Raw genomic sequence first — 18,900 nt, 5'->3', positions numbered from 1 at the left:
CTAATCTAATTACCTGGATATGTAATTACTGCTTCCATTGTATAATCTTTTAATCTTTTACGTCCTTCTAATCCTGCTAATTCAATTAAACATACAATCTTAACTACTTCTCCGCCCATTCCTTCTATCAATTTAATAATAGCTTCCATTGTTCCACCTGTAGCCATCAAGTCATCTACAATAACAACCTTCTGTCCTGGTTTGATTGAGTTCTTGTGCATCTCAATCTCAGCACTTCCATACTCTAAATCATATTGGATAGAAACTGTTTCACATGGTAATTTACCCTTTTTACGAACAGGAACAAAAGGTTTACCCATATTATATGCAATTGGAACTCCAAAAATAAATCCTCTTGATTCAGGTCCAACAACAACATCAAAGTCATCTTCACCTATCTTTTCCTGCATCAAATCAATTGCTAAATGTAATCCATCTGGGTCTTCTAAAACACTTGTTATATCTCTGAAAATAATTCCTTTTTCCGGAAAATCCGGAATACTTCTTATATAATCCTCTATCGGCTTCATATCTACCGCCTCCAATTTTCTACAAAATGTCTATATTATTATAACACTTTTCTCCTATAAATCCAATATACTATTGATAATTCTGTATGACAATCTGCACTGTTTTTCTTCCTCTGTATTCATTGATCGTCGGATAGTATGTAATATTTATTTTTCCATTTTTCTTTTCGATTGCTTCCATAAAATTTTCCACATCGCCAAAATATATTCCTTCCATTCTCGTACCGTAGTCATCTACAAGTTGCAACTTTAACACATTATTATTTTTTCCTAATATCCTAGTTTCTTTGATCTGAATATTTTTTTCTGCGAATATTGGTTTCGGATTTGCTTTGCCAAATGGTTCTAAACATTCCAGTTCCCCAATAAGTGACTCACTTACATAAGCCAATGGCAATTGCATATCTATAGATATCTTTTCGTATAAATCGTCTGCGCGCAATTCACAATTTTCATTTAATCTACTACGGAACAGATCAATATTTTCAATCGGAATAGACAATCCTCCTGCCAATTTATGTCCACCAAATTTTTCAAGTAAATCCTTACATTTTATCATCTCATCATACATGTGATATGTATCTATAGAACGTCCCGATCCTTTTGCACCTTTTTCCGCATTTGTTAAAACAAATGTAGGTTTATAATATTTTTCTCTAATTCTTCCAGCTACAATCCCCGCAAGACTCTCATGACAATGTGGCAAATAAATCACAAGCACTTTATCTTCCTTTAGAGCAGTATTTTCCACTTGTACAATCGCTTCTTCGACTGCTTCTGCAGTTAGTTCTTTTCTGTTGTCATTAAGCGCTTTTAAATCTCCAGCCAATTCATCTGCCTCGGCTTTTGTTTTCGCTCTTAAAAGTTTTAGCGCTCTTTTGGCAGTATCTAGTCGTCCACTCGCATTTAAACATGGTCCAATCACAAATCCAATGTGATAAGAAGATAGTCTTTCAATATCTATTCCAGTGCATTCCATGAGTGCTTTTAATCCCAAATTCTTTGTTTGTTTGATTTTTTCTAATCCATATTTTACAAAAATACGGTTTTCGCCAATCAAATCCATAACATCACCAACAGTGGCAATTGCTACATTTTCGATCAGATATTCAATCTCCGCAATATCTTTTCCTTCCACATTAAACAGTGTTTCTATAAATTTATAAGCTACCCCTGCACCACACAAATGTGGAAAAGGATATTCACATTCCTTTCTTTTTGGATCCACCACAGCATCTGCTGGTGGAAGTAGGTAGTGCACGTTTCCTTCTATTTCTTCATACGGTATTTCATGATGATCTGTCACAATAATTGTCATACCAAGACTTTTTCCATAAGCTATTTCTTCTCGTGCAGCAATACCATTGTCACATGTAATAATCGTATCTACACCACTTTCAAATGCCCGATCTATCAAAGATTTGTTTAACCCATACCCATCTTTCATTCGATCTGGAATATCTACACTTACATTTCCACCAAGTTTTTCAATTCCTTCCAACAAAATATATGTGGCATTTACACCATCAATATCATAATCCCCTATAATACGAATTTCTTTTTTCTCTTGAATTTTTTCTCTAACAATATCAACTGCTACAGCCATATCTTTCATCAATATTCCATCATATAAATTCTCTATAGTTCCATGAAGATAGAACTCTATTTCATCATCTCCAACAACTTCTCTATTTCGAATTAATCTAGCAATTATAGGACTAACATGAAATTTCTGACTAATCTCTTGAAAATCAGCACCTTTTCTCGTTAAAAACCATTTTTCCATTTTCGTTTCCACCTTCGTCCATAAGACGAAACGGGGGATTAAATAATCCCCCGTTTAATCTTTTTCTTATTTTTTTGAAATTTTTTTCTTCATCACATACCACAATGCACCTGTAATACAAACAGATGAGTATGCTCCAACAATTACACCAACCATGAGTGGCGCTGCAAATTCTTTTACAGAACTTACACCTAGAACATAAAGTACTGCTACCATAACAAATGTTGTGAATGATGTGTAAACACTTCTTGTAAGTGTATGAGTAATACTTCTATTTACAACTTCTTCAATTGTATCTTTTCTACTACCTGTTTTTAACTCTTCACGAATTCGGTCAAAAATAACAATCGTCGCATTAATTGAATATCCTACAATGGTTAGCATACAAGCAATAAATGTATTTCCAACAGAAATTCTTGCAATTGCATAGAATGCTAGTACAACTAACACGTCATGCAATAATGCTAAAATAGCACTACTTGCAAATCTGAAATCTTTAAATCGTAACCAAATGTAAATCAACATGCATACAGTGGCAATCAACACAGCAATAATAGCATCTCTTCTCATTTCCGAACTTACTGTCGAGCTAATGTTATTATAAGTGATTTTCTTTGCATCCACTTTAAATTGATCTACAAGTGATTTATTTAACGCTTCACGCTTTTTCAAATCTAACACTTGTGTTTTTACAACAACTTGTTTTGTCCCTTTTACTTTCTGCATCTGTACATTTTTATCACCTGTAACTTTTTCGATAACCGGAGTTACTTTTGCATCTAATTCTTTAATCGAATAGTCTTCATTAAAAGTTACATTTGTTGCTGTACCACCTTTAAATTCAAGGCTGTAATTCAATATATCATTCTTTTGTGATTTATGTACTCCCATTGCCACAAAACCACTTAATACAAGCGCAATAGAAATAATAAAGCATACTTTTCTTTTGCCAAGGAAATTAATCGTTTTTCTTTCTTTTTGAACGCCGTATAATTTTTCACTTCTAAGTCCAACCGCATATAGTGCAAAAATAATTATTCTTGTTACAACAAGTGCCGTAAACATAGAAACAACAATACCTAAAGCTAATGTTTGAGCAAATCCCTTTACACTACCTGTTCCTTTTAATCCCAATACTAAAGCAGCAATTAAAGTTGTAACATTTCCATCAACAATTGCAGATAATGCTTTCTGGAATCCTTTTTTCAAAGCTGTCTTTACATTTCTTCCTGCTGCTAATTCTTCTTTTACTCTGGCAAAAATGATAACGTTCGCATCTACCGCCATACCAATACCAAGAATAATACCTGCAATACCTGGTAGTGTTAATGTAATATCAAATGCATTTAATAATACGAGAATCATTCCAGTATAAATACATAACGCAATACTTGAAGCCAATCCTGGAAGAAGATATACAACACACATAAATACAAAAATAATCGCTAAACCAATTCCACCTGCTAATAAACTTGTACTAATTGCTTCTTCACCAAGCTGAGCCCCTACAACACTTGAGTTGATTTCTTCTAATTCTACTCTAAGTCCACCAATACGGATTGTTGAAGCAAGCTCTTCAGCCTCTTCATATGTAAAGTCACCTTCAATTACAGCCTGTCCATTTGTAATCGCACTATTTACAGTAGGGCTGCTAATAACTTGTCCATCATAAACAATAGCAATTGGTTTTCCTAAGTTTTTCTGTGTTGCATCTGCAAATTTCTTTCTACCTTCTTTTGTCATTTCAAGGGAAACCATATTTTTCTTATTTCCAGAACGATCTTCTTGAATTTGTGCTGTGGCACTTTTTACATCCGTTCCGTCCAATACAACTTTTCCTTCTGCATCTTGAAATTTCAATGACCCTGGTTTTCCAAGCTCTTCTAACACTTTATTTGCATCTGTCACTCCAGGAATTTCAATAGAAATACGATCATCGCCTTCTTGATAAACTCCCGCTTCTGTACTATACTGTTCAACACGTTTCTGCAATTTGTAAACAGTATCGCTCATTTCTTTCTCTGACGGTTTATCCCCTTTTGCCTGATATGTAATGCTTACTCCACCCGCCAAGTCAAGACCTAACTTAATGTTTTTTGCTGCACCAATATGTCCACTTCCAAATCCAACAACTGTTGTAAAAACAAGAAGTCCTGTTAAAACAGTTACAAGAAGCAGGCTGATGACGCCTTTGCTTTTTTTCATTTTTTACACCCTTTCCTTATCTGCCAATGCGGCTTTTATCATAATTGCACATTCAACACGTTTTCTTTCCATCTCACATCCGATACCGTATGTATCATGAATAGAACCGTGGAATTTATATGAATTTGCCATACAACCACCACTACAATAAAATTTAGCAAAACAATTTTTACATTTTTCTTTAGAATATACACTACATCCTCTAAATTCATCTGCTATTTCTGGTTTAGTAATTCCTTCATCAACATTTCCCATAAGGAAGTCATCTTCACCTACAAACTGGTGACATGGATACAAATCTCCCCATGGAGTAACTGCCAAATATTCTGTTCCCGAACCACAACCTGATAACCGTTTGGCAACACATGGACCACCATCCAAATCAAGCATAAAATGGAAGAACGTAAATCCATTTCCTTCTCTTTCACGTTTGATCATTTCTTTTGCCAATGTATCATATTCTTCAAAAATTTGTGGAAGATCTTCTTCTCTAATAGAATAGAAATCGCTTTCTTCTCCTACAACTGGTTCAATAGATATCTGTTCAAATCCCAAATCTGCAAAATGCAAAACATCTTTTGAAAAATCAAGATTATCTCTTGTAAATGTTCCCCTTATATAATATTTCTGTTGATCACGGCTATCTGCTAATTTTTGGAATTTCGGAACAATTAAATCATAACTTCCTTTTCCACTTCTAAATGGACGCATTTTATCATTGACTTCTTTTCTTCCATCAAGACTCAAAACAACATTATCCATTTCTTTATTAACAAACTCTTGTACTTCATCATTTAAAAGCACCCCATTTGTTGTAAGAGTAAATCGGAAATTTTTATTATGTATCTTCTCTTGTTCTCTTCCATAGGCAACTAAGTCTTTAACTACTTTCCAATTCATTAAAGGCTCTCCCCCAAAGAAATCTACTTCAAGATTTCTTCTATTTCCCGAGTTAGCAATTAAGAAATCTAACGCCTTTTTCCCTACTTCATATGACATCAATGCTCTTCGCCCGTGATATTCTCCCTCTTCTGCAAAACAATATCTACAAGCCAAGTTACAATCATGAGCAATATGTATACATAAAGCCTTTACAACCGTCTTTCTTTTCTTTACTTCTCCTATATAGTCCTCATAAATATCTTTTGTAAAAAGTTGCCCAGCTTCTGTAAGTTCTTTAATATCCTCAAACGCCTCCGCAATCTCTTCTACGGGATATGTCTCTCCCAAGTCCGTTTTCATCTTCTCTAGTGTGTCGCTTTTTTTAAGTAATTCCATATTATCTTCAACACCTAGTTTATTTAAATAGTCAATTATGTCATAACACATATCATCTACTACATGAACCGAACCACTATTAACATCTAAGACAATATCATACCCGTTATTCTTGTACTGATGAATCACAATGTTTCTCCTTTCTTTATCTAAACATTTTTCTGTCTTAACAAGAAAAAACAGCGACCGAAGCCGCTGCCCAGTTCTGACTATGCAATCTTTATTATTTCTTCTGTTCGCAAGTCTGGTTTCCTACTGTGCATGATGTCTTACATGCTGACTGACAAGATGTCTGACATTCTCCACAGCCACCTTTTTTCACTGTATTATTTAATGTCTGTGCATTTAATGTTTTGATGTGTTTCATATCAATTCCTCCTTGAATATACATTAACTTTCTTCATTATAACACAGTATTTTCTGTTTTTAAAGTCTTTTTTGCAACTCTTCCTTCATATACAAGGCTATATAATCCCGTCTATAAACTGTCTGTATAAATATGCTATGATAACATTCCCCCAAGCATTCCACCTCCTGCACAAAGCAAAAATGTTGTCATAAGATTCGTTCCATTATTCTGTAAATGATGATTAACCATAAATGAAACAAGGAAAAGTAATAAAAAATAAATCATTCCCAAAACAAGTCCCCACATAAACTTCTGGTTTTCTACCAATTTTCCCATAATAAAACCACCAACAAACGTAGAAATAATATAGGTTGCAATAATTCCCATTGTCACTTTTTGCTCATCTAAATCTATTTTATATAACAAAAGTGCTAGTATCATCAACAACACTCCTGTTATCGCATACGCCATCAAAAGCGCTTTCAACAACCATATTCCTTTCAAATCCTTCTTTTCTTTCTTTCCCACAAAAACTCCTCCTTCATCTTTGTTCTAACACAATTTATGATTGTCCGAGGAATTTTATACCTTTACTGTTCCATTTGTTTTCCTAAAAATCCTGCACCTATCTGAGTTAACATTTTTTCAAAATCACCAAACTTCTTTTCTCCACTTCGATCTAAAAGAATAACCGCACCTATTACATCCCCTTCACAAATAATAGGGCTAATCGCTTCAGCAGTATATCCTTGAATTTCATTTTCCACAATCTGCACATATTTTTTTTCATTTCGCTCTGCCACAAAAGAATTTCGCATATCCATTGTTTTTCTCAACTCTGCCGTTACACATTTTTCTACAAACGACTTTTTCCCACTTCCTGAAGCTGCAACAATTTGCTCTGTATCTGCGATACACACTGTATACCCCGTGGCAGAAGATAAGCTATCTGCATACTCACATGAAATTTTATATAATTCTCCTATTGGAGAATATTTCTTCAAAATCACTTCTCCATTTCTATCCGTAAAAATTTCTAAAGGATCTCCTTCTCTTATCCTCAATGTTCTTCTTATTTCTTTCGGAATTACAACTCTTCCCAAGTCATCTATTCTTCTTACAATTCCTGTTGCCTTCATTCTATTTTCCTCCATTATTCTTTTCCAATTGGAAATAGTATCTGTAAATGGAAAAATTTTATACATTCCAAAAGGAAAAAACAAACATTGACTTTAATTCGTTATCTTTTATAATAAATATATATGATTACAAGGAGGTAGAACAATGAGTAAAATAGACGAAGTAAGAAGTGCAATGGTTGCAGCTATGAAAGCTGGAGAGAAAGAAACAAAAGAAACTTTATCCATGCTTTTGTCTTCTTTAAAAAATAAAGCAATCGAAAAACGTGCTGATCTTACAGAAGAAGAAGAAACACAGGTTATCATGAAAGAAATAAAACAGACAAAAGAAACTTTAGAAATGACTCCCGCTGATCGCACAGAAATTGTGGAAGAATGCCAAAAACGTCTTGCTGTTTTAGAACAATATGCACCAAAAATGATGACTGAAGCAGAAATTAAAACTGTTATTGATTCCACTTTATCTGAACTAGGTATTGAGACACCTACAGCAAAAGATAAAGGTCGCATCATGAAAGAATTAATGCCTAAAGTCAAAGGAAAAGCAGATGGAAAATTAGTAAACGATTTACTTATGTCTCGTTTTTAATTTGATACAGTTTATCTTTATCTAACAACAAAGGTGTGACAAATCGTCATCTCGCGATTGTCACACCTTATTTTTATTTCTGATTCTTCTGTTCTTGTGGCTGTTCAACTGCTTTCAAAATTATTCTTTGTTTTACAAAACTAATTTTTTCCCACTCTTTTTTATTTATATCAATTTTGCTCTCTTTAACTAATTTATTTACTACTTCTTCGTATTTCTTGTTTTCGCGTTCTGCAACAATCATCTTCTTTTCTTCATCTGTAGCCGTTCTATCTAATAAACTCGTCACTTTTGCAACATAATATCCTGATGGTGTTTCAACTACACCTGTTATTTCTCCAGCCTTTAATTTGTCCACTATTTTAATCAATTCTTCCGAAGGAGCCGTATCCTCTCCATCAAAAGTTTTTGTTGTCGCTTCATATCCATTTGTTTTTGCATACGCAGCAAAATCATTTTGCGATTTTGCACCTTCCTGGAATTTTGTCGCCTTCTCCTTTAATGCTTTTTTAGCATTCTCATCGATTGTCGTAGCCTTTCCATCTTCTGCTGTATTCGTGAATGTAAAAAATACATACTGCATGCTTTTTTGCGCCGCTTCTTTATCACTTACATTTTTATCAACATCTGACACAAGTGCTTTTCTCATTTTATCTTCAATAGTAAGTAATTCCAAAACACGTTTTACTGTTTCTTCATCTGCTGAAATCACTTCTTTTGCACCATCTTGATTTGCTTTCAAAAAATCTTTTGCAGTTTTATCGATCTTCTGTTTTTCTTCTGTGGTTAACTCCACCTTATATTCTTTCATATGGTCTTCTAATACATACAATGTTTTAAGAGATTCTAAAATTCTTTTCTTCATACTCTCTTCCATCGTTTCTGAATCTGTCACTTTTGATTTCCACATATCTTCGCCCATGTAAGCTCCATATTGTGCCTCGGCCATAGCTTGCTGATATCTAGCAAAGAAATTTGCAACCCCCATTGTTACTTTATCTTCACCAACTGTCATTAAAGTTGCTTCGTTATTTATCTTTCCACATCCTGTAATTGCTGTTGCTGACATAGCAGTCGCTACTAACAATGCAACAATTCTTTTTTTTGTATTACCCATAACGTCCTCCTTCGTTTTATTAACTTCATTATTATATCGTTTTTTTCTTATTCTATCAATCCTTTTATCCCACTTATCACACTTTTTACACATTCTAATATATTTTCATCTTTTTCACGCTTATTTCTTCCCTTTTTCTGATAAATAAAATACGGATTTGTTTCTACTTTAAATATCAATTCACCCTTATATTGTTGTAAAAGAAGCGGAATTCGATCTGCACAGACTTTTGCTTTCTCATACATGGTAAACTTGTATTCTTCTCCTTTTTGTTCAATGGAAACGATATACGCACTGTGGGCAAACGCCTTTACCAATGCGATATGAAGTAGCTGTTGTACTTTTTTAGGAATATCACCAAATCGATCAATCAATTCTTCTACCATATCATCCATTTCTTCTTGATTTTCAATACTAGCAATCCTTTTATAAACATCTAATTTTTGATATTCATTTGGAATATACGAAGTTGGAATATATGCATCTACATTCAAATCTATTGTTGTTGTATAAGATTCTTCATCGATTTCTCCTTTTAAATATTTTACAGCTTCATTTAACATTTTGCAGTATAACTCATATCCAACAGCTTCCATATGTCCGTGTTGCTCTTCCCCCAAAAGATTTCCTGCTCCTCGAATTTCCAAATCTCGCATTGCAATTTTAAATCCAGACCCTAAATCTGTAAACTCTCGAATAGCCGAAAGTCTCTTTTCTGCAACCTCTTTCAATAATGTATCCCTTTTATATAACATAAATGCATATGCCATCCGATTGGATCTTCCAACACGTCCGCGCAATTGATAAAGTTGTGAAAGCCCTAATTTATCCGCTTCATGAATAATCATCGTATTCGCATTTGAAATATCAAGTCCCGTCTCGATAATAGTAGTGGATACAAGAACATCAATTTCACCGTTAATAAAATTATACATGATTTTTTCCAACTGATGTTCACTCATCTGTCCATGGGCATACGTAACTACCGCTTCCGGAACAAGACTTTGAATCTTATTTGTAATCTCTTCAATATCTTTCACTTTATTATACACATAATACACTTGTCCCTGTCGCGATAATTCCCTCTGAATCGCTTCACGTACCATTTCATCATTATATTCCATAACATATGTCTGAATTGGTATTCTATCCATAGGTGCTTCTTCTAGAACACTCATATCTCGAATTCCAATTAAACTCATGTGAAGAGTTCTAGGAATCGGTGTTGCTGTTAATGTTAATACATCTACATTCTCTTTTAATTTTTTGATTTTTTCTTTATGTTGTACACCAAATCTCTGTTCTTCATCTATAATTAAAAGACCTAAATCTTTAAATTTCAAATCTTCACTTAAAACTCTATGTGTTCCAACAATAATATCCACTAAACCTTTTTTCGTATCTTCAATTGTTTTTTTCTGCTGTGTAGGCGTCCGAAAACGGCACATCAAATCTACTCTTACTGGAAACTCTTTCATGCGCTGTACAAAGGTATTATAATGCTGTTGCGCCAATATTGTTGTCGGAACCAAATAAACTACTTGCTTACTTTCCTGCACCGCTTTAAAAGCTGCTCGAATAGCCACTTCAGTTTTTCCATATCCCACATCTCCACAAATTAAACGATCCATGATTTTATTACTTTCCATATCTCGCTTGGTTGCTTCTATGGCTAACATTTGATCTTCTGTTTCCTCAAACGGAAACATTTCTTCAAATTCTTTCTGCCACACTGTGTCCGGTCCATATACAAAACCTTCTTCACGTTGTCTTGCCGCATATAATTCCACAAGATCTTTTGCAATTTCTTTAACAGCTCCTTTAACCCTTGTCTTGGTTTTTGTCCATTCTTGCGTTCCAAGACGATTTAGTTTTGGTTTTTTTGCATCTGCATTTGCATATTTTTGAATCAAATCTAATTGGGTTGCGGGAATATATAAATTAGATCCTCCCGAATAAGATATTTTCATATAATCCTTTGATGTTTTATCCACATCAATTTTTTCTATTCCTTGATATATCCCCAAACCATGATTTTCATGAACAACATAATCACCAATTTTCAATTCTGAAAAACTTTGTATTTTCTGTCCCTCATATACTTTGCGTTTACGTTTTTTCTTCCCTTTTCCAAAAATATCTGTTTCCGAAATTACCGTAAACTTCAACATTGGATATTCATATCCTTCTGCCACATGACCAAAAGAAACTAAAATTTCTCCCTCTTGAACAAGACGATCCTTTTCTTCACTATAAAAACTACTCAAATTGTAGTCTCGTAAGTCTTCTGCAAGTCGTTTTGCTCTCGTTCTAGAACCAGATAGAAGAATAACTCGATAGCCATTACGTTTTAATCTCTTCAAATCTCTTGTAAGTAACTCAAAACTATTATTATATGGATTTACATTCTTCGTATGAATACTATATAAGTTGTTCGTCCGAAATTCTTTTGCACGTATTTCTAATGCCGAAAATCCAATACAATAATGTTCATTCATCTTCTTTACAACTTGCGTTGTCTGATACAACGGTATACGTACATCTGAAATTTCACATCCTGCTTCTATACGATTTTTTTGAGCTTCCAAATATTCCTCTTCTATGCCAATTCCTTTTTCTAATAATCTTGCTGGTTCATCCAAAAATATAATCGTTTCCTCAAGCGGAAAATAATCTAAAAATGATACTCGTTCTCCTTCCTCCTCCGGAAAATCTGTTGCTGGATAAATGACAACTTCCTGCAAATTTTCTATAGAACGTTGGCTTTCCACATCAAATGTGCGAATTGAATCTATTTCATCATCCCAAAACTCAATACGAATAGGCACTTCTTCCGTTAATGGATAAATATCAATAATTCCTCCTCGTACAGAAAACTGTCCCATACTATCAATCTGTATTTCTCTATCATATCCTAGTGCTGCTACTTTTTTTTGCAAAGAATCAAAATCAACTATATCTCCAACTTTTAGCGTAAATATTCTCTCCCGAATTTTTCTAAGAGGCAACAAAGAATCCATAAAACCATCAAATTCAGTAATTACTGTTAATTCTTTTTCTGTCAGAAGTGCTTGAATCACTTCTAATCTTTGCTTTAACAATGCTTTCCCACGCAAATCTGCCTGGTAAAACAAAAGATCCTTTGGTGGATAATAGTACACTTTTTCATCCAAAAATTTGTATTCTTCGTAAATTTCTTTCGCTTTTGCTTCACTTGAAACAGCAATGACCTTATATGTCGAATCATCACCAAGAGCATACATTAAATGCGTTTTCTGAGAACGAACACAGCCCGCAATCTGGATCATTCCCTTCTGTTTTTTCTTCTCTTTTTGTATTTTTTCAACTTCCACCAACTCTTTCAATGGTTCTACAAAAGCTTGCATATATCCTCCTTTATTTCACCTTTTTATTATAATCGTTCATAGCTGTTTCTATCTCACCATTTACCATCAATTCAATCGCATTGATTGCCTTACAATACCCTTCTTCTACAATTTTTCTTTCTTCTTTTGAAAAACGTCCTAATACATAATCAGCCAAATCATACTGTTTTGGTTTTTCACCTACCCCCACCTTAATTCTAGGGAAAACAGAATGTCCAAGGTGATCAATTATATTTTTTACTCCATTATGTCCTCCTGCACTTCCTTTCTTACGAATACGAAGTTGTCCCACATCAAGACTAATATCATCATAAATTACAATCAACTCTTCTTCTTCAACAATTTTAAAATAATCTACAAGGCTTCTTACACTCTCTCCACTTAAATTCATATAAGTTTGCGGTTTAGCAAGAATAACCTTTTGTCCAGCAATTATTCCCTTTCCACAAAAAGCTTTATGTTTTTTTATATCCATCGATATATTATATTTCTCTGCAATAACATCTATGACGTCAAAACCCACATTATGACGCGTTCCCTCATATTGGGAAGTCGGATTTCCTAGCCCTACAATAATATACATATTGTCACTCCTTTTCTTTTATCTTTTTCTATTCTACAAGAACATTTTCTATTTGTCACGCAAAGACACGAATATTTTTTTCTTCTAATCATATATTATACAAAACCATTTATACGTTTTCCTATGTATATAGATGAGGAGGGACTTCATGAGTTCAAAAACAAAAATCGTTGTTTTGCATATGAAAGAAATCATTTATACTACCGTTTTTGTTATTTTGGGAGTTCTTTTTATTTTGCTTTTAGTATTTATGTTCTTCCCAAAAAATAAAAAAGTACTGAACCCCACAAAAGAATATACTCCTGGCATTTACACATCCACAGTAAGTCTAAATAACACAGATTTAGAAATTGAAGTCACTGTAGAACAATCCAAAATTGCTTCTATTCGTTGTGTTAATCTAGGGGAATCAGTGACTACAATGTATCCTTTGCTACAACCTGTAATCGAAGACATAGCTGAACAGGTTTGCGAAAAGCAATCAACTAAACACCTTAATTATCCAAAAGATAATCCTTACACAGCTCAAATGATTGTTTCTGCCATCGAAAACGCGTTAAAAAAAGCTGCTGTTAAATGACAACGTACTCTGTCTTTTATCCATTTTGTTATGAGAAAGTATTTTCCTGACCTGGCACTATCTTACTGATGCGCCCGCAAATTCTTCTTAGTTTTGCGGGCTATAGACTTGATTTGATCGAATTAAACTAAAATATATTTTTCACTTCTAAAAAAGGCAGTCTTATGACCGCCCCTCATTACGCTTCTACTACCAAATATCTCCCATCTGGTAATGCAAATACTTCTGAAGCATCTTCTAACTCTTCCGCAGACATTCCTTCTACATCTGCTCCACTTTCATCAAAGTATTCTCTCACTTCTTCAATAGACTCCACAACCACCGCCATACAATCTTCAAGAAACGCTTCTGCCTCCTCTAATGTTACAGCAACTGGTTCATCAAACAACTGCTCCTGTTTATTTAAAAATACTTGCAAACACTCTTCATCATATTCATACATATTATTATCCTCCTAATTCTTCTCTTATTATACAAATTTTAGTAATTCACATGGTGTATCAATTATATAATCCGCTCCTGCATTTTGCAAAACTTCTCTGCTGCGAAATCCCCATGACACTCCGACGGATACAAGACCTGCTCGTCTTGCCGTTTCCATATCTACTTCCGAATCTCCTATGTAAAGACATTCTTCTTTTGCTACTTGTAAACACTTGATTGTTTCAAACACCCCAGCTGGATCTGGTTTTTTCTCTATTCCTTCTCTCTGGCCATTCACACAAGAAAATCTATGGCTTCCAAGTATTTTCGCTACCACATCAGCGCTCTGCTGATGTGGTTTATTAGATAGAACAGCCAACTTTATTCCTCGTTCTTCCAATCCATCCAACATATCCACAATACCTTCATATGGCATTACATGATATGTACAATTTTCTCCAAACACTCTTCCATATACTTCCATTGCACTTTCAATTTTCTCTAACTTTGTATCTCCAACAGTTCTAAGAGTACGTTCCATAAGCACTCTTGCCCCATCACCTACAAACTGTCTACATTGCTCCATGGTAATATTGGCCAACCCCAACTCGTCTAATGTTTTATTTACTGAATATGTAATGGATTCCAATGTATTGGTCAGTGTGCCATCCAAATCAAATATACATACTTTATACATTGTTTCACTCCTTTATACCCACTATAATATTATGGTTTCCATTAAAATTCAACTATAAAAACTGCACAAAAAAGATGAAAATTTACTTTTCATCTTTTTCTTTTCCTCTAATTGACTAGATATTGTTTCATTGCTTGAAGTGCATTTTTTTCCAACCTACTCACTTGTGCCTGCGAAATATGAATTTCTTTTGCTATTTCCATCTGCGTTTTCCCTTCAAAAAAACGCATTTGAATAATATTCCTTTCACGTTTCCCCAACCTTTTCATTGCTTCTGCTAACGACAACTCTTCTATCCAATTTTCTTCTTTATTCTTTTTATCACTAATCTGATCCATCACATATAGAGTATCTCCATCCGAATTATAAATTGGTTCATGAAGACTCATAGGCATTTGTATCGCATCTAAAGCCTGTACAATCTCTTCTTTAGAAATACCTATTTCACTTGCAATCTCCTGTACCGTCGGCTCTTTTAAATGCATTTTCATGTATCCCTCTTTTGCATATATCGCTTTATACGCTATATCTCTAAGAGACCGGCTCACACGAATGGAATTATTATCACGCATATACCTTCGAATTTCTCCAATAATCATTGGTACTGCATAAGTAGAAAACTTCACATTTAATTCCGTGTTAAAATTATTAATTGCTTTAATCAGACCAATACATCCTATTTGAAATAAATCATCTGGATTTTCATTACTATTTGAAAACCTTTTAATCACACTTAAAACAAGCCTTAAATTTCCTTTTATATACTCGTCTTTCGCATTTTCATCTCCTGCTTTTATCCGAACAAACAACGCCTCTTTTTCTTCTTCTTTTAGAAGCGGAAGTTTTGCTGTATTCACACCACATATTTCCACTTTGTTCAGAGCCATTTTGTTACCTCCTCTTTTTCTTTATAAGAAAAGGATTTACAAAATGGCTCCTTATATTCATTCTTTATTAAATTCTAATAAACTTTTCACCCTTGACACTTATCTATCCCATTTATCTGCAAGATTTTGAATTTGAGTTTCAAATTTTGCTAAATCTTTATTTGACAGTCCTTCATTTTTCATTATCACTTTCATTAAATATTTACCTGCCATAACAACTCTATTAAATACCGTCATCGCACGAATAGCAGTTGGTTTATCTCCCGCCTTCTTGCGTACTTTGACACCTTCACTTAGGATAACATTCTCAGCCAAATCTACACTTCCTCCAGAATATGGAGCAAATGCAGGGCAACCAAATCTTTCTGTCACTGTATTGGCAAATTCATCTGTCACCGTATCTTCTCCATGTACAACAAATACATGCTGTAATTTTGTCTCAAATCCAGAAAGCCAATTTAAAAGTCCATTCATATCAGCATGACCACTTATTCCTTTTAACGTTTCAATATGAGCACTTACTTCTATTTCCTCACCAAATAGTTTTACAAGTGGTGCACCTTCAATTAATTTTCTTCCAAGTGTTCCAATAGCTTGATAACCAACAAATAATATCGTACATTCCGGTCTCCAAAGATTATGTTTCAAGTGATGGCGAATACGTCCAGCTTCACACATACCTGAAGCAGATATAATTACTTTCGGGCGCTCATCAAAATTGATTGCCTTTGAATCATCACTTGTGGTAGAAAGTTTTAATCCTGGAAAGACAAGAGGATTAATACCTTCTTCTACAAGTTTCATTGCCTCTTCATCAAAACAGCCTTTGGTGTTTTTGGTAAATACATTTGTAGCCTCAATAGCTAGCGGACTATCCACATACACTTCAAAATTAGGATATGTTTCCACCAACTTTTTCTCTTTAATCTCTCTTATGAAATAAAGAAGTTCTTGCGTACGACCTACAGCAAACGATGGAATAACAACATTTCCACCTCTTGCAAATGTCTCATTTAAAATGCGGGTAAATTCTCCAACATAATCTGGAGTTTCCTCCCCATGAAGTCTATTTCCATAAGTAGATTCGATTACAACGTAATCCGCTTCTTTTATTTGTATAGGATCTTTTATAATAGGTTGATTTGTATTCCCAACATCTCCTGAAAATACAATCTTCTTTTCCACTCCATCTTCATTAATCCAAATTTCTATACAAGCCGAACCAAGCAAATGTCCAATATCCGTAAAACGAACTGATATTCCGTCATAAAGTTCTATTTTTTGATCATAATCGCAAGGTGCTAAAAGTTCAATTGCGTCCAACGCATCTTGCATTTCATAAAGTGGCTCATATAAAGCTTCTCCTGCACGTCTTGCTTTACGATTTCTCCATTCTGCTTCAAATTCTTGAATATGTGCACTATCACGAAGCATAATATCACATAAATCTGATGTAGCAAAAGTAGTAACAATTTGTCCTCTAAATCCTTGTTTACATAACATTGGAATAAGACCCGAATGATCAATATGTGCGTGTGTTAAAAGAACACAATCTATTTCACTCGGAACAATAGGTAATTCTTGATTTTCATACAAATCCGGTCCCTGTTCCATACCACAGTCGATTAGGATTGTCTTATTACAGGCCTCTAACAAATGACAACTTCCTGTCACTTCATGCGCAGCACCGATAAATGTCAGTTTCATAATCTCAACCCCTTTTTTCTTTCTATTGTAACACTTTTTGTGCAAAATTGATATTATTTTCTAATATTTACTTTTTATTTATTCATATTTTACAATTTCTCTTTTCAGACGTTGCATAATTTTTTTCTCAAGTCTAGAAATATATGATTGCGAAATTCCTAATATGTCTGCAACTTCTTTTTGTGTCTTTTCTTCTCCATCTGCTGTTCCTATTCCAAAGCGCATCTGTATAATCGTTCTTTCACGACTAGATAAACGATTAATCGCCTTCATCAACAATTTTTTTTCTACTTCTGTTTCTAAATCTCTGTAAATCGTATCTTCATCCGTTCCTAAGATATCTGATAATAACAATTCATTTCCATCCCAATCCACATTTAACGGCTCATCAATAGACACTTCTAATTTTGTTTTATTATTTCTCCTCAAATACATCAAAATTTCATTTTCAATGCATCTAGATGCATATGTTGCTAATTTAATATTCTTCATTGGATTAAATGTATTTATAGCTTTAATTAACCCTATTGTTCCTATAGAAATCAAGTCCTCTACACCAACACCCGTATTATCAAATTTTTTAGCTATATAAACAACAAGACGAAGATTATGTTCTATTAGCGTTTTTTTCGCCACCTCATCCGTTTCTGTACCTAGTTCTTCTATAACAGCCGTCTCCTCTTCCATTTCTAACGGTGCTGGAAGTACATCAGATCCTCCTATGTAATGAATATCCCTTTTTTCTGGAAATAAAAATGTCCGAAAATTTGATATTACTTTGAGTTTAAATTGATTTGGTACTGCTACTTTTAGTATCATTGTTTTTCCTCCTAAAATATATTGGGATTTAAAATCATTCCGTATTCTCCATCTGATGAAATTTCAGTTTCACATAATGCAACAATCGGTTTCATTACCCAACATTCCTTTTCATAGTGTATGCACATTTTTTCTAATTCTAACACGGGAAGTGTTCCACATTTTTTTCCAATAGAATGAAAAAATATACGTCTCATTTTTTTTATTTCATTGTCTTCAACCCATTTTTCAACTATCCTTTGCTCTACAATACATATAGGTTGTTTTGTCAATGGATCCAAAAGACTATTCCCTGTATCAATAAGAGCATGAACCGTATAATTTTGTCCATTTTTATATAAGGTAACATCACATTCTGTTTGCTTTAATCTTATTATAGATATAATAAAAGACCACATGCTTTGCACAAGCCAATAACTTAACATTGCACAAGCAAAAAACAAACTCCCGACTTTTAAATATTGATAAAAATAGTTGAATACACCACCTAACAAAAAACTACCAATATATAACGCTATCCATGCCCGAACAATTTCTCGAAGAGTGTGTACCCGTAAGCCTATGTAAATCATAATGATATTTATAACCATATGAAACAATATAAATTTTAATACCGCACTTTGCACTGGTAATAAAATAACTAGACAGGTTAGTAAACTTCCAAACAAACTTCCCATACAAATATTTCCATGTGTGGCAGAACATTTTAATATCTTTTTTGCAAGTAAAAGAAGTAAAAAATCCATCATAAAATTCACTAAAAAGAACACATCTACATATAACTCATAGTACATTGCCCACCTTCTTTCTCTCTAGCAACACATT

Annotated in this window: 18 protein-coding genes; 2 read left to right on the top strand and 16 right to left on the bottom strand. The window is 33.9% G+C overall.

Translation table 11 applies throughout. From position 1 onward, the window contains the following. Positions 1-5: 5 nt before the first annotated feature. The 7 genes from ACY2U7_RS08920 to spoVT form a co-directional block, all read right to left on the bottom strand. Positions 6-530, bottom strand: a complete 525-nt coding sequence (locus ACY2U7_RS08920; protein ID WP_461812299.1) for an adenine phosphoribosyltransferase — start codon at positions 528-530, stop codon at positions 6-8. Between the two features lie 70 nt (positions 531-600). Further along, positions 601-2,316, bottom strand: a complete 1,716-nt coding sequence (gene recJ, locus ACY2U7_RS08915) for a single-stranded-DNA-specific exonuclease RecJ (protein ID WP_461812298.1) — start codon at positions 2,314-2,316, stop codon at positions 601-603. 66 nt (positions 2,317-2,382) lie between these two features. Beyond that, positions 2,383-4,521, bottom strand: a complete 2,139-nt coding sequence (secD, locus tag ACY2U7_RS08910; RefSeq protein ID WP_461812297.1) for a protein translocase subunit SecD — start codon at positions 4,519-4,521, stop codon at positions 2,383-2,385. A gap of 3 nt (positions 4,522-4,524) precedes the next feature. Next, positions 4,525-5,928 carry a thioether cross-link-forming SCIFF peptide maturase gene (gene scfB, locus ACY2U7_RS08905; RefSeq protein WP_461812296.1) on the bottom strand — a complete coding sequence of 468 codons (1,404 nt, stop codon included), beginning with the start codon at positions 5,926-5,928 and terminating at the stop codon, positions 4,525-4,527. A gap of 94 nt (positions 5,929-6,022) precedes the next feature. Continuing rightward, a complete protein-coding gene (scfA, locus tag ACY2U7_RS08900; protein ID WP_009460520.1) occupies positions 6,023-6,166 on the bottom strand; it encodes a six-cysteine ranthipeptide SCIFF in 144 nt (47 codons plus the stop codon). Positions 6,167-6,301: 135 nt separating this feature from the next. Continuing rightward, the gene (locus ACY2U7_RS08895) at positions 6,302-6,676 is read right to left on the bottom strand and encodes a TIGR04086 family membrane protein (RefSeq protein ID WP_461812295.1); all 375 of its coding nucleotides are present in this window, start codon (positions 6,674-6,676) and stop codon (positions 6,302-6,304) included. A 62-nt stretch (positions 6,677-6,738) separates the two neighbouring features. Continuing rightward, positions 6,739-7,287, bottom strand: coding sequence for a stage V sporulation protein T (gene spoVT, locus ACY2U7_RS08890; RefSeq protein ID WP_461812294.1), 549 nt, complete (start codon positions 7,285-7,287; stop codon positions 6,739-6,741). 145 nt (positions 7,288-7,432) lie between these two features. Between spoVT and ACY2U7_RS08885 the strand changes: the two genes are divergently transcribed. Further along, positions 7,433-7,876 carry a GatB/YqeY domain-containing protein gene (locus ACY2U7_RS08885; protein ID WP_461812293.1) on the top strand — a complete coding sequence of 148 codons (444 nt, stop codon included), beginning with the start codon at positions 7,433-7,435 and terminating at the stop codon, positions 7,874-7,876. Between the two features lie 73 nt (positions 7,877-7,949). Here the strand turns inward: ACY2U7_RS08885 and ACY2U7_RS08880 are convergent, their stop codons facing one another. Genes ACY2U7_RS08880 through pth form a run of 3 tightly spaced genes read right to left on the bottom strand, consistent with a single transcriptional unit; the run spans position 7,950 to position 12,962 of the window. Further along, on the bottom strand, positions 7,950-8,993 hold the full coding sequence (locus tag ACY2U7_RS08880) for a peptidyl-prolyl cis-trans isomerase (RefSeq protein ID WP_461816268.1): 1,044 nt from the start codon (positions 8,991-8,993) through the stop codon (positions 7,950-7,952). 47 nt (positions 8,994-9,040) lie between these two features. Further along, positions 9,041-12,379, bottom strand: coding sequence for a transcription-repair coupling factor (gene mfd, locus ACY2U7_RS08875; protein WP_461812291.1), 3,339 nt, complete (start codon positions 12,377-12,379; stop codon positions 9,041-9,043). Between the two features lie 10 nt (positions 12,380-12,389). After that, on the bottom strand, positions 12,390-12,962 hold the full coding sequence (gene pth / locus ACY2U7_RS08870) for an aminoacyl-tRNA hydrolase (protein ID WP_461816267.1): 573 nt from the start codon (positions 12,960-12,962) through the stop codon (positions 12,390-12,392). A gap of 148 nt (positions 12,963-13,110) precedes the next feature. On the opposite strand from pth, the gene ACY2U7_RS08865 reads away from it, so the two are divergent. Next, positions 13,111-13,542: an FMN-binding protein gene (locus tag ACY2U7_RS08865; RefSeq protein ID WP_461812289.1), complete on the top strand. Its 432-nt coding sequence runs from the start codon at positions 13,111-13,113 to the stop codon at positions 13,540-13,542. Positions 13,543-13,720: 178 nt separating this feature from the next. Here the strand turns inward: ACY2U7_RS08865 and ACY2U7_RS08860 are convergent, their stop codons facing one another. The 6 genes from ACY2U7_RS08860 to ACY2U7_RS08835 all read right to left on the bottom strand — a co-directional run bounded on the left by ACY2U7_RS08860 (position 13,721) and on the right by ACY2U7_RS08835 (position 18,869). Further along, complete coding sequence (locus tag ACY2U7_RS08860; RefSeq protein ID WP_461812288.1) at positions 13,721-13,984, bottom strand: glyoxalase; 264 nt, start codon at positions 13,982-13,984, stop codon at positions 13,721-13,723. Between the two features lie 27 nt (positions 13,985-14,011). Beyond that, entirely contained in the window at positions 14,012-14,662 is a 651-nt protein-coding gene (locus ACY2U7_RS08855; RefSeq protein ID WP_461816266.1) for an HAD family hydrolase, read from the bottom strand. A gap of 107 nt (positions 14,663-14,769) precedes the next feature. Continuing rightward, positions 14,770-15,549 (bottom strand): RNA polymerase sporulation sigma factor SigG, encoded by a 780-nt coding sequence (sigG, locus tag ACY2U7_RS08850; protein WP_461812286.1) that lies wholly within the window; start codon positions 15,547-15,549, stop codon positions 14,770-14,772. A 99-nt stretch (positions 15,550-15,648) separates the two neighbouring features. Next, positions 15,649-17,256: an MBL fold metallo-hydrolase RNA specificity domain-containing protein gene (locus tag ACY2U7_RS08845; RefSeq protein WP_461816265.1), complete on the bottom strand. Its 1,608-nt coding sequence runs from the start codon at positions 17,254-17,256 to the stop codon at positions 15,649-15,651. A gap of 78 nt (positions 17,257-17,334) precedes the next feature. After that, positions 17,335-18,075, bottom strand: a complete 741-nt coding sequence (gene sigE, locus ACY2U7_RS08840; RefSeq protein ID WP_461812284.1) for an RNA polymerase sporulation sigma factor SigE — start codon at positions 18,073-18,075, stop codon at positions 17,335-17,337. 11 nt (positions 18,076-18,086) lie between these two features. Further along, the gene (locus ACY2U7_RS08835; RefSeq protein WP_461812283.1) at positions 18,087-18,869 is read right to left on the bottom strand and encodes a sigma-E processing peptidase SpoIIGA; all 783 of its coding nucleotides are present in this window, start codon (positions 18,867-18,869) and stop codon (positions 18,087-18,089) included. Positions 18,870-18,900: the final 31 nt, after the last annotated feature.

This window comes from Faecalimonas sp. (assembly GCA_029264305.1).
Lineage (GTDB): Bacteria > Bacillota > Clostridia > Lachnospirales > Lachnospiraceae > Faecalimonas.
The sequence above is the reverse complement of the archived record's forward strand: the minus strand, read 5'-3'. Positions and strand labels throughout refer to the sequence as shown.

Coding starts and splice junctions, on each gene's coding strand:
- ACY2U7_RS08920 (WP_461812299.1), bottom strand. CDS start 530: ATGAAGCCGATAGAGGATTATATAAGAAGTATTCCGGATTTTCCGGAA.
- recJ (WP_461812298.1), bottom strand. CDS start 2,316: ATGGAAAAATGGTTTTTAACGAGAAAAGGTGCTGATTTTCAAGAGATT.
- secD (WP_461812297.1), bottom strand. CDS start 4,521: ATGAAAAAAAGCAAAGGCGTCATCAGCCTGCTTCTTGTAACTGTTTTA.
- scfA (WP_009460520.1), bottom strand. CDS start 6,166: ATGAAACACATCAAAACATTAAATGCACAGACATTAAATAATACAGTG.
- spoVT (WP_461812294.1), bottom strand. CDS start 7,287: ATGAAGGCAACAGGAATTGTAAGAAGAATAGATGACTTGGGAAGAGTT.
- ACY2U7_RS08885 (WP_461812293.1), top strand. CDS start 7,433: ATGAGTAAAATAGACGAAGTAAGAAGTGCAATGGTTGCAGCTATGAAA.
- ACY2U7_RS08880 (WP_461816268.1), bottom strand. CDS start 8,993: ATGGGTAATACAAAAAAAAGAATTGTTGCATTGTTAGTAGCGACTGCT.
- mfd (WP_461812291.1), bottom strand. CDS start 12,379: ATGCAAGCTTTTGTAGAACCATTGAAAGAGTTGGTGGAAGTTGAAAAA.
- pth (WP_461816267.1), bottom strand. CDS start 12,962: ATGTATATTATTGTAGGGCTAGGAAATCCGACTTCCCAATATGAGGGA.
- ACY2U7_RS08865 (WP_461812289.1), top strand. CDS start 13,111: ATGAGTTCAAAAACAAAAATCGTTGTTTTGCATATGAAAGAAATCATT.
- ACY2U7_RS08860 (WP_461812288.1), bottom strand. CDS start 13,984: ATGTATGAATATGATGAAGAGTGTTTGCAAGTATTTTTAAATAAACAG.
- ACY2U7_RS08855 (WP_461816266.1), bottom strand. CDS start 14,662: ATGTATAAAGTATGTATATTTGATTTGGATGGCACACTGACCAATACA.
- sigG (WP_461812286.1), bottom strand. CDS start 15,549: ATGGCTCTGAACAAAGTGGAAATATGTGGTGTGAATACAGCAAAACTT.
- ACY2U7_RS08845 (WP_461816265.1), bottom strand. CDS start 17,256: ATGAAACTGACATTTATCGGTGCTGCGCATGAAGTGACAGGAAGTTGT.
- sigE (WP_461812284.1), bottom strand. CDS start 18,075: ATGATACTAAAAGTAGCAGTACCAAATCAATTTAAACTCAAAGTAATA.
- ACY2U7_RS08835 (WP_461812283.1), bottom strand. CDS start 18,869: ATGTACTATGAGTTATATGTAGATGTGTTCTTTTTAGTGAATTTTATG.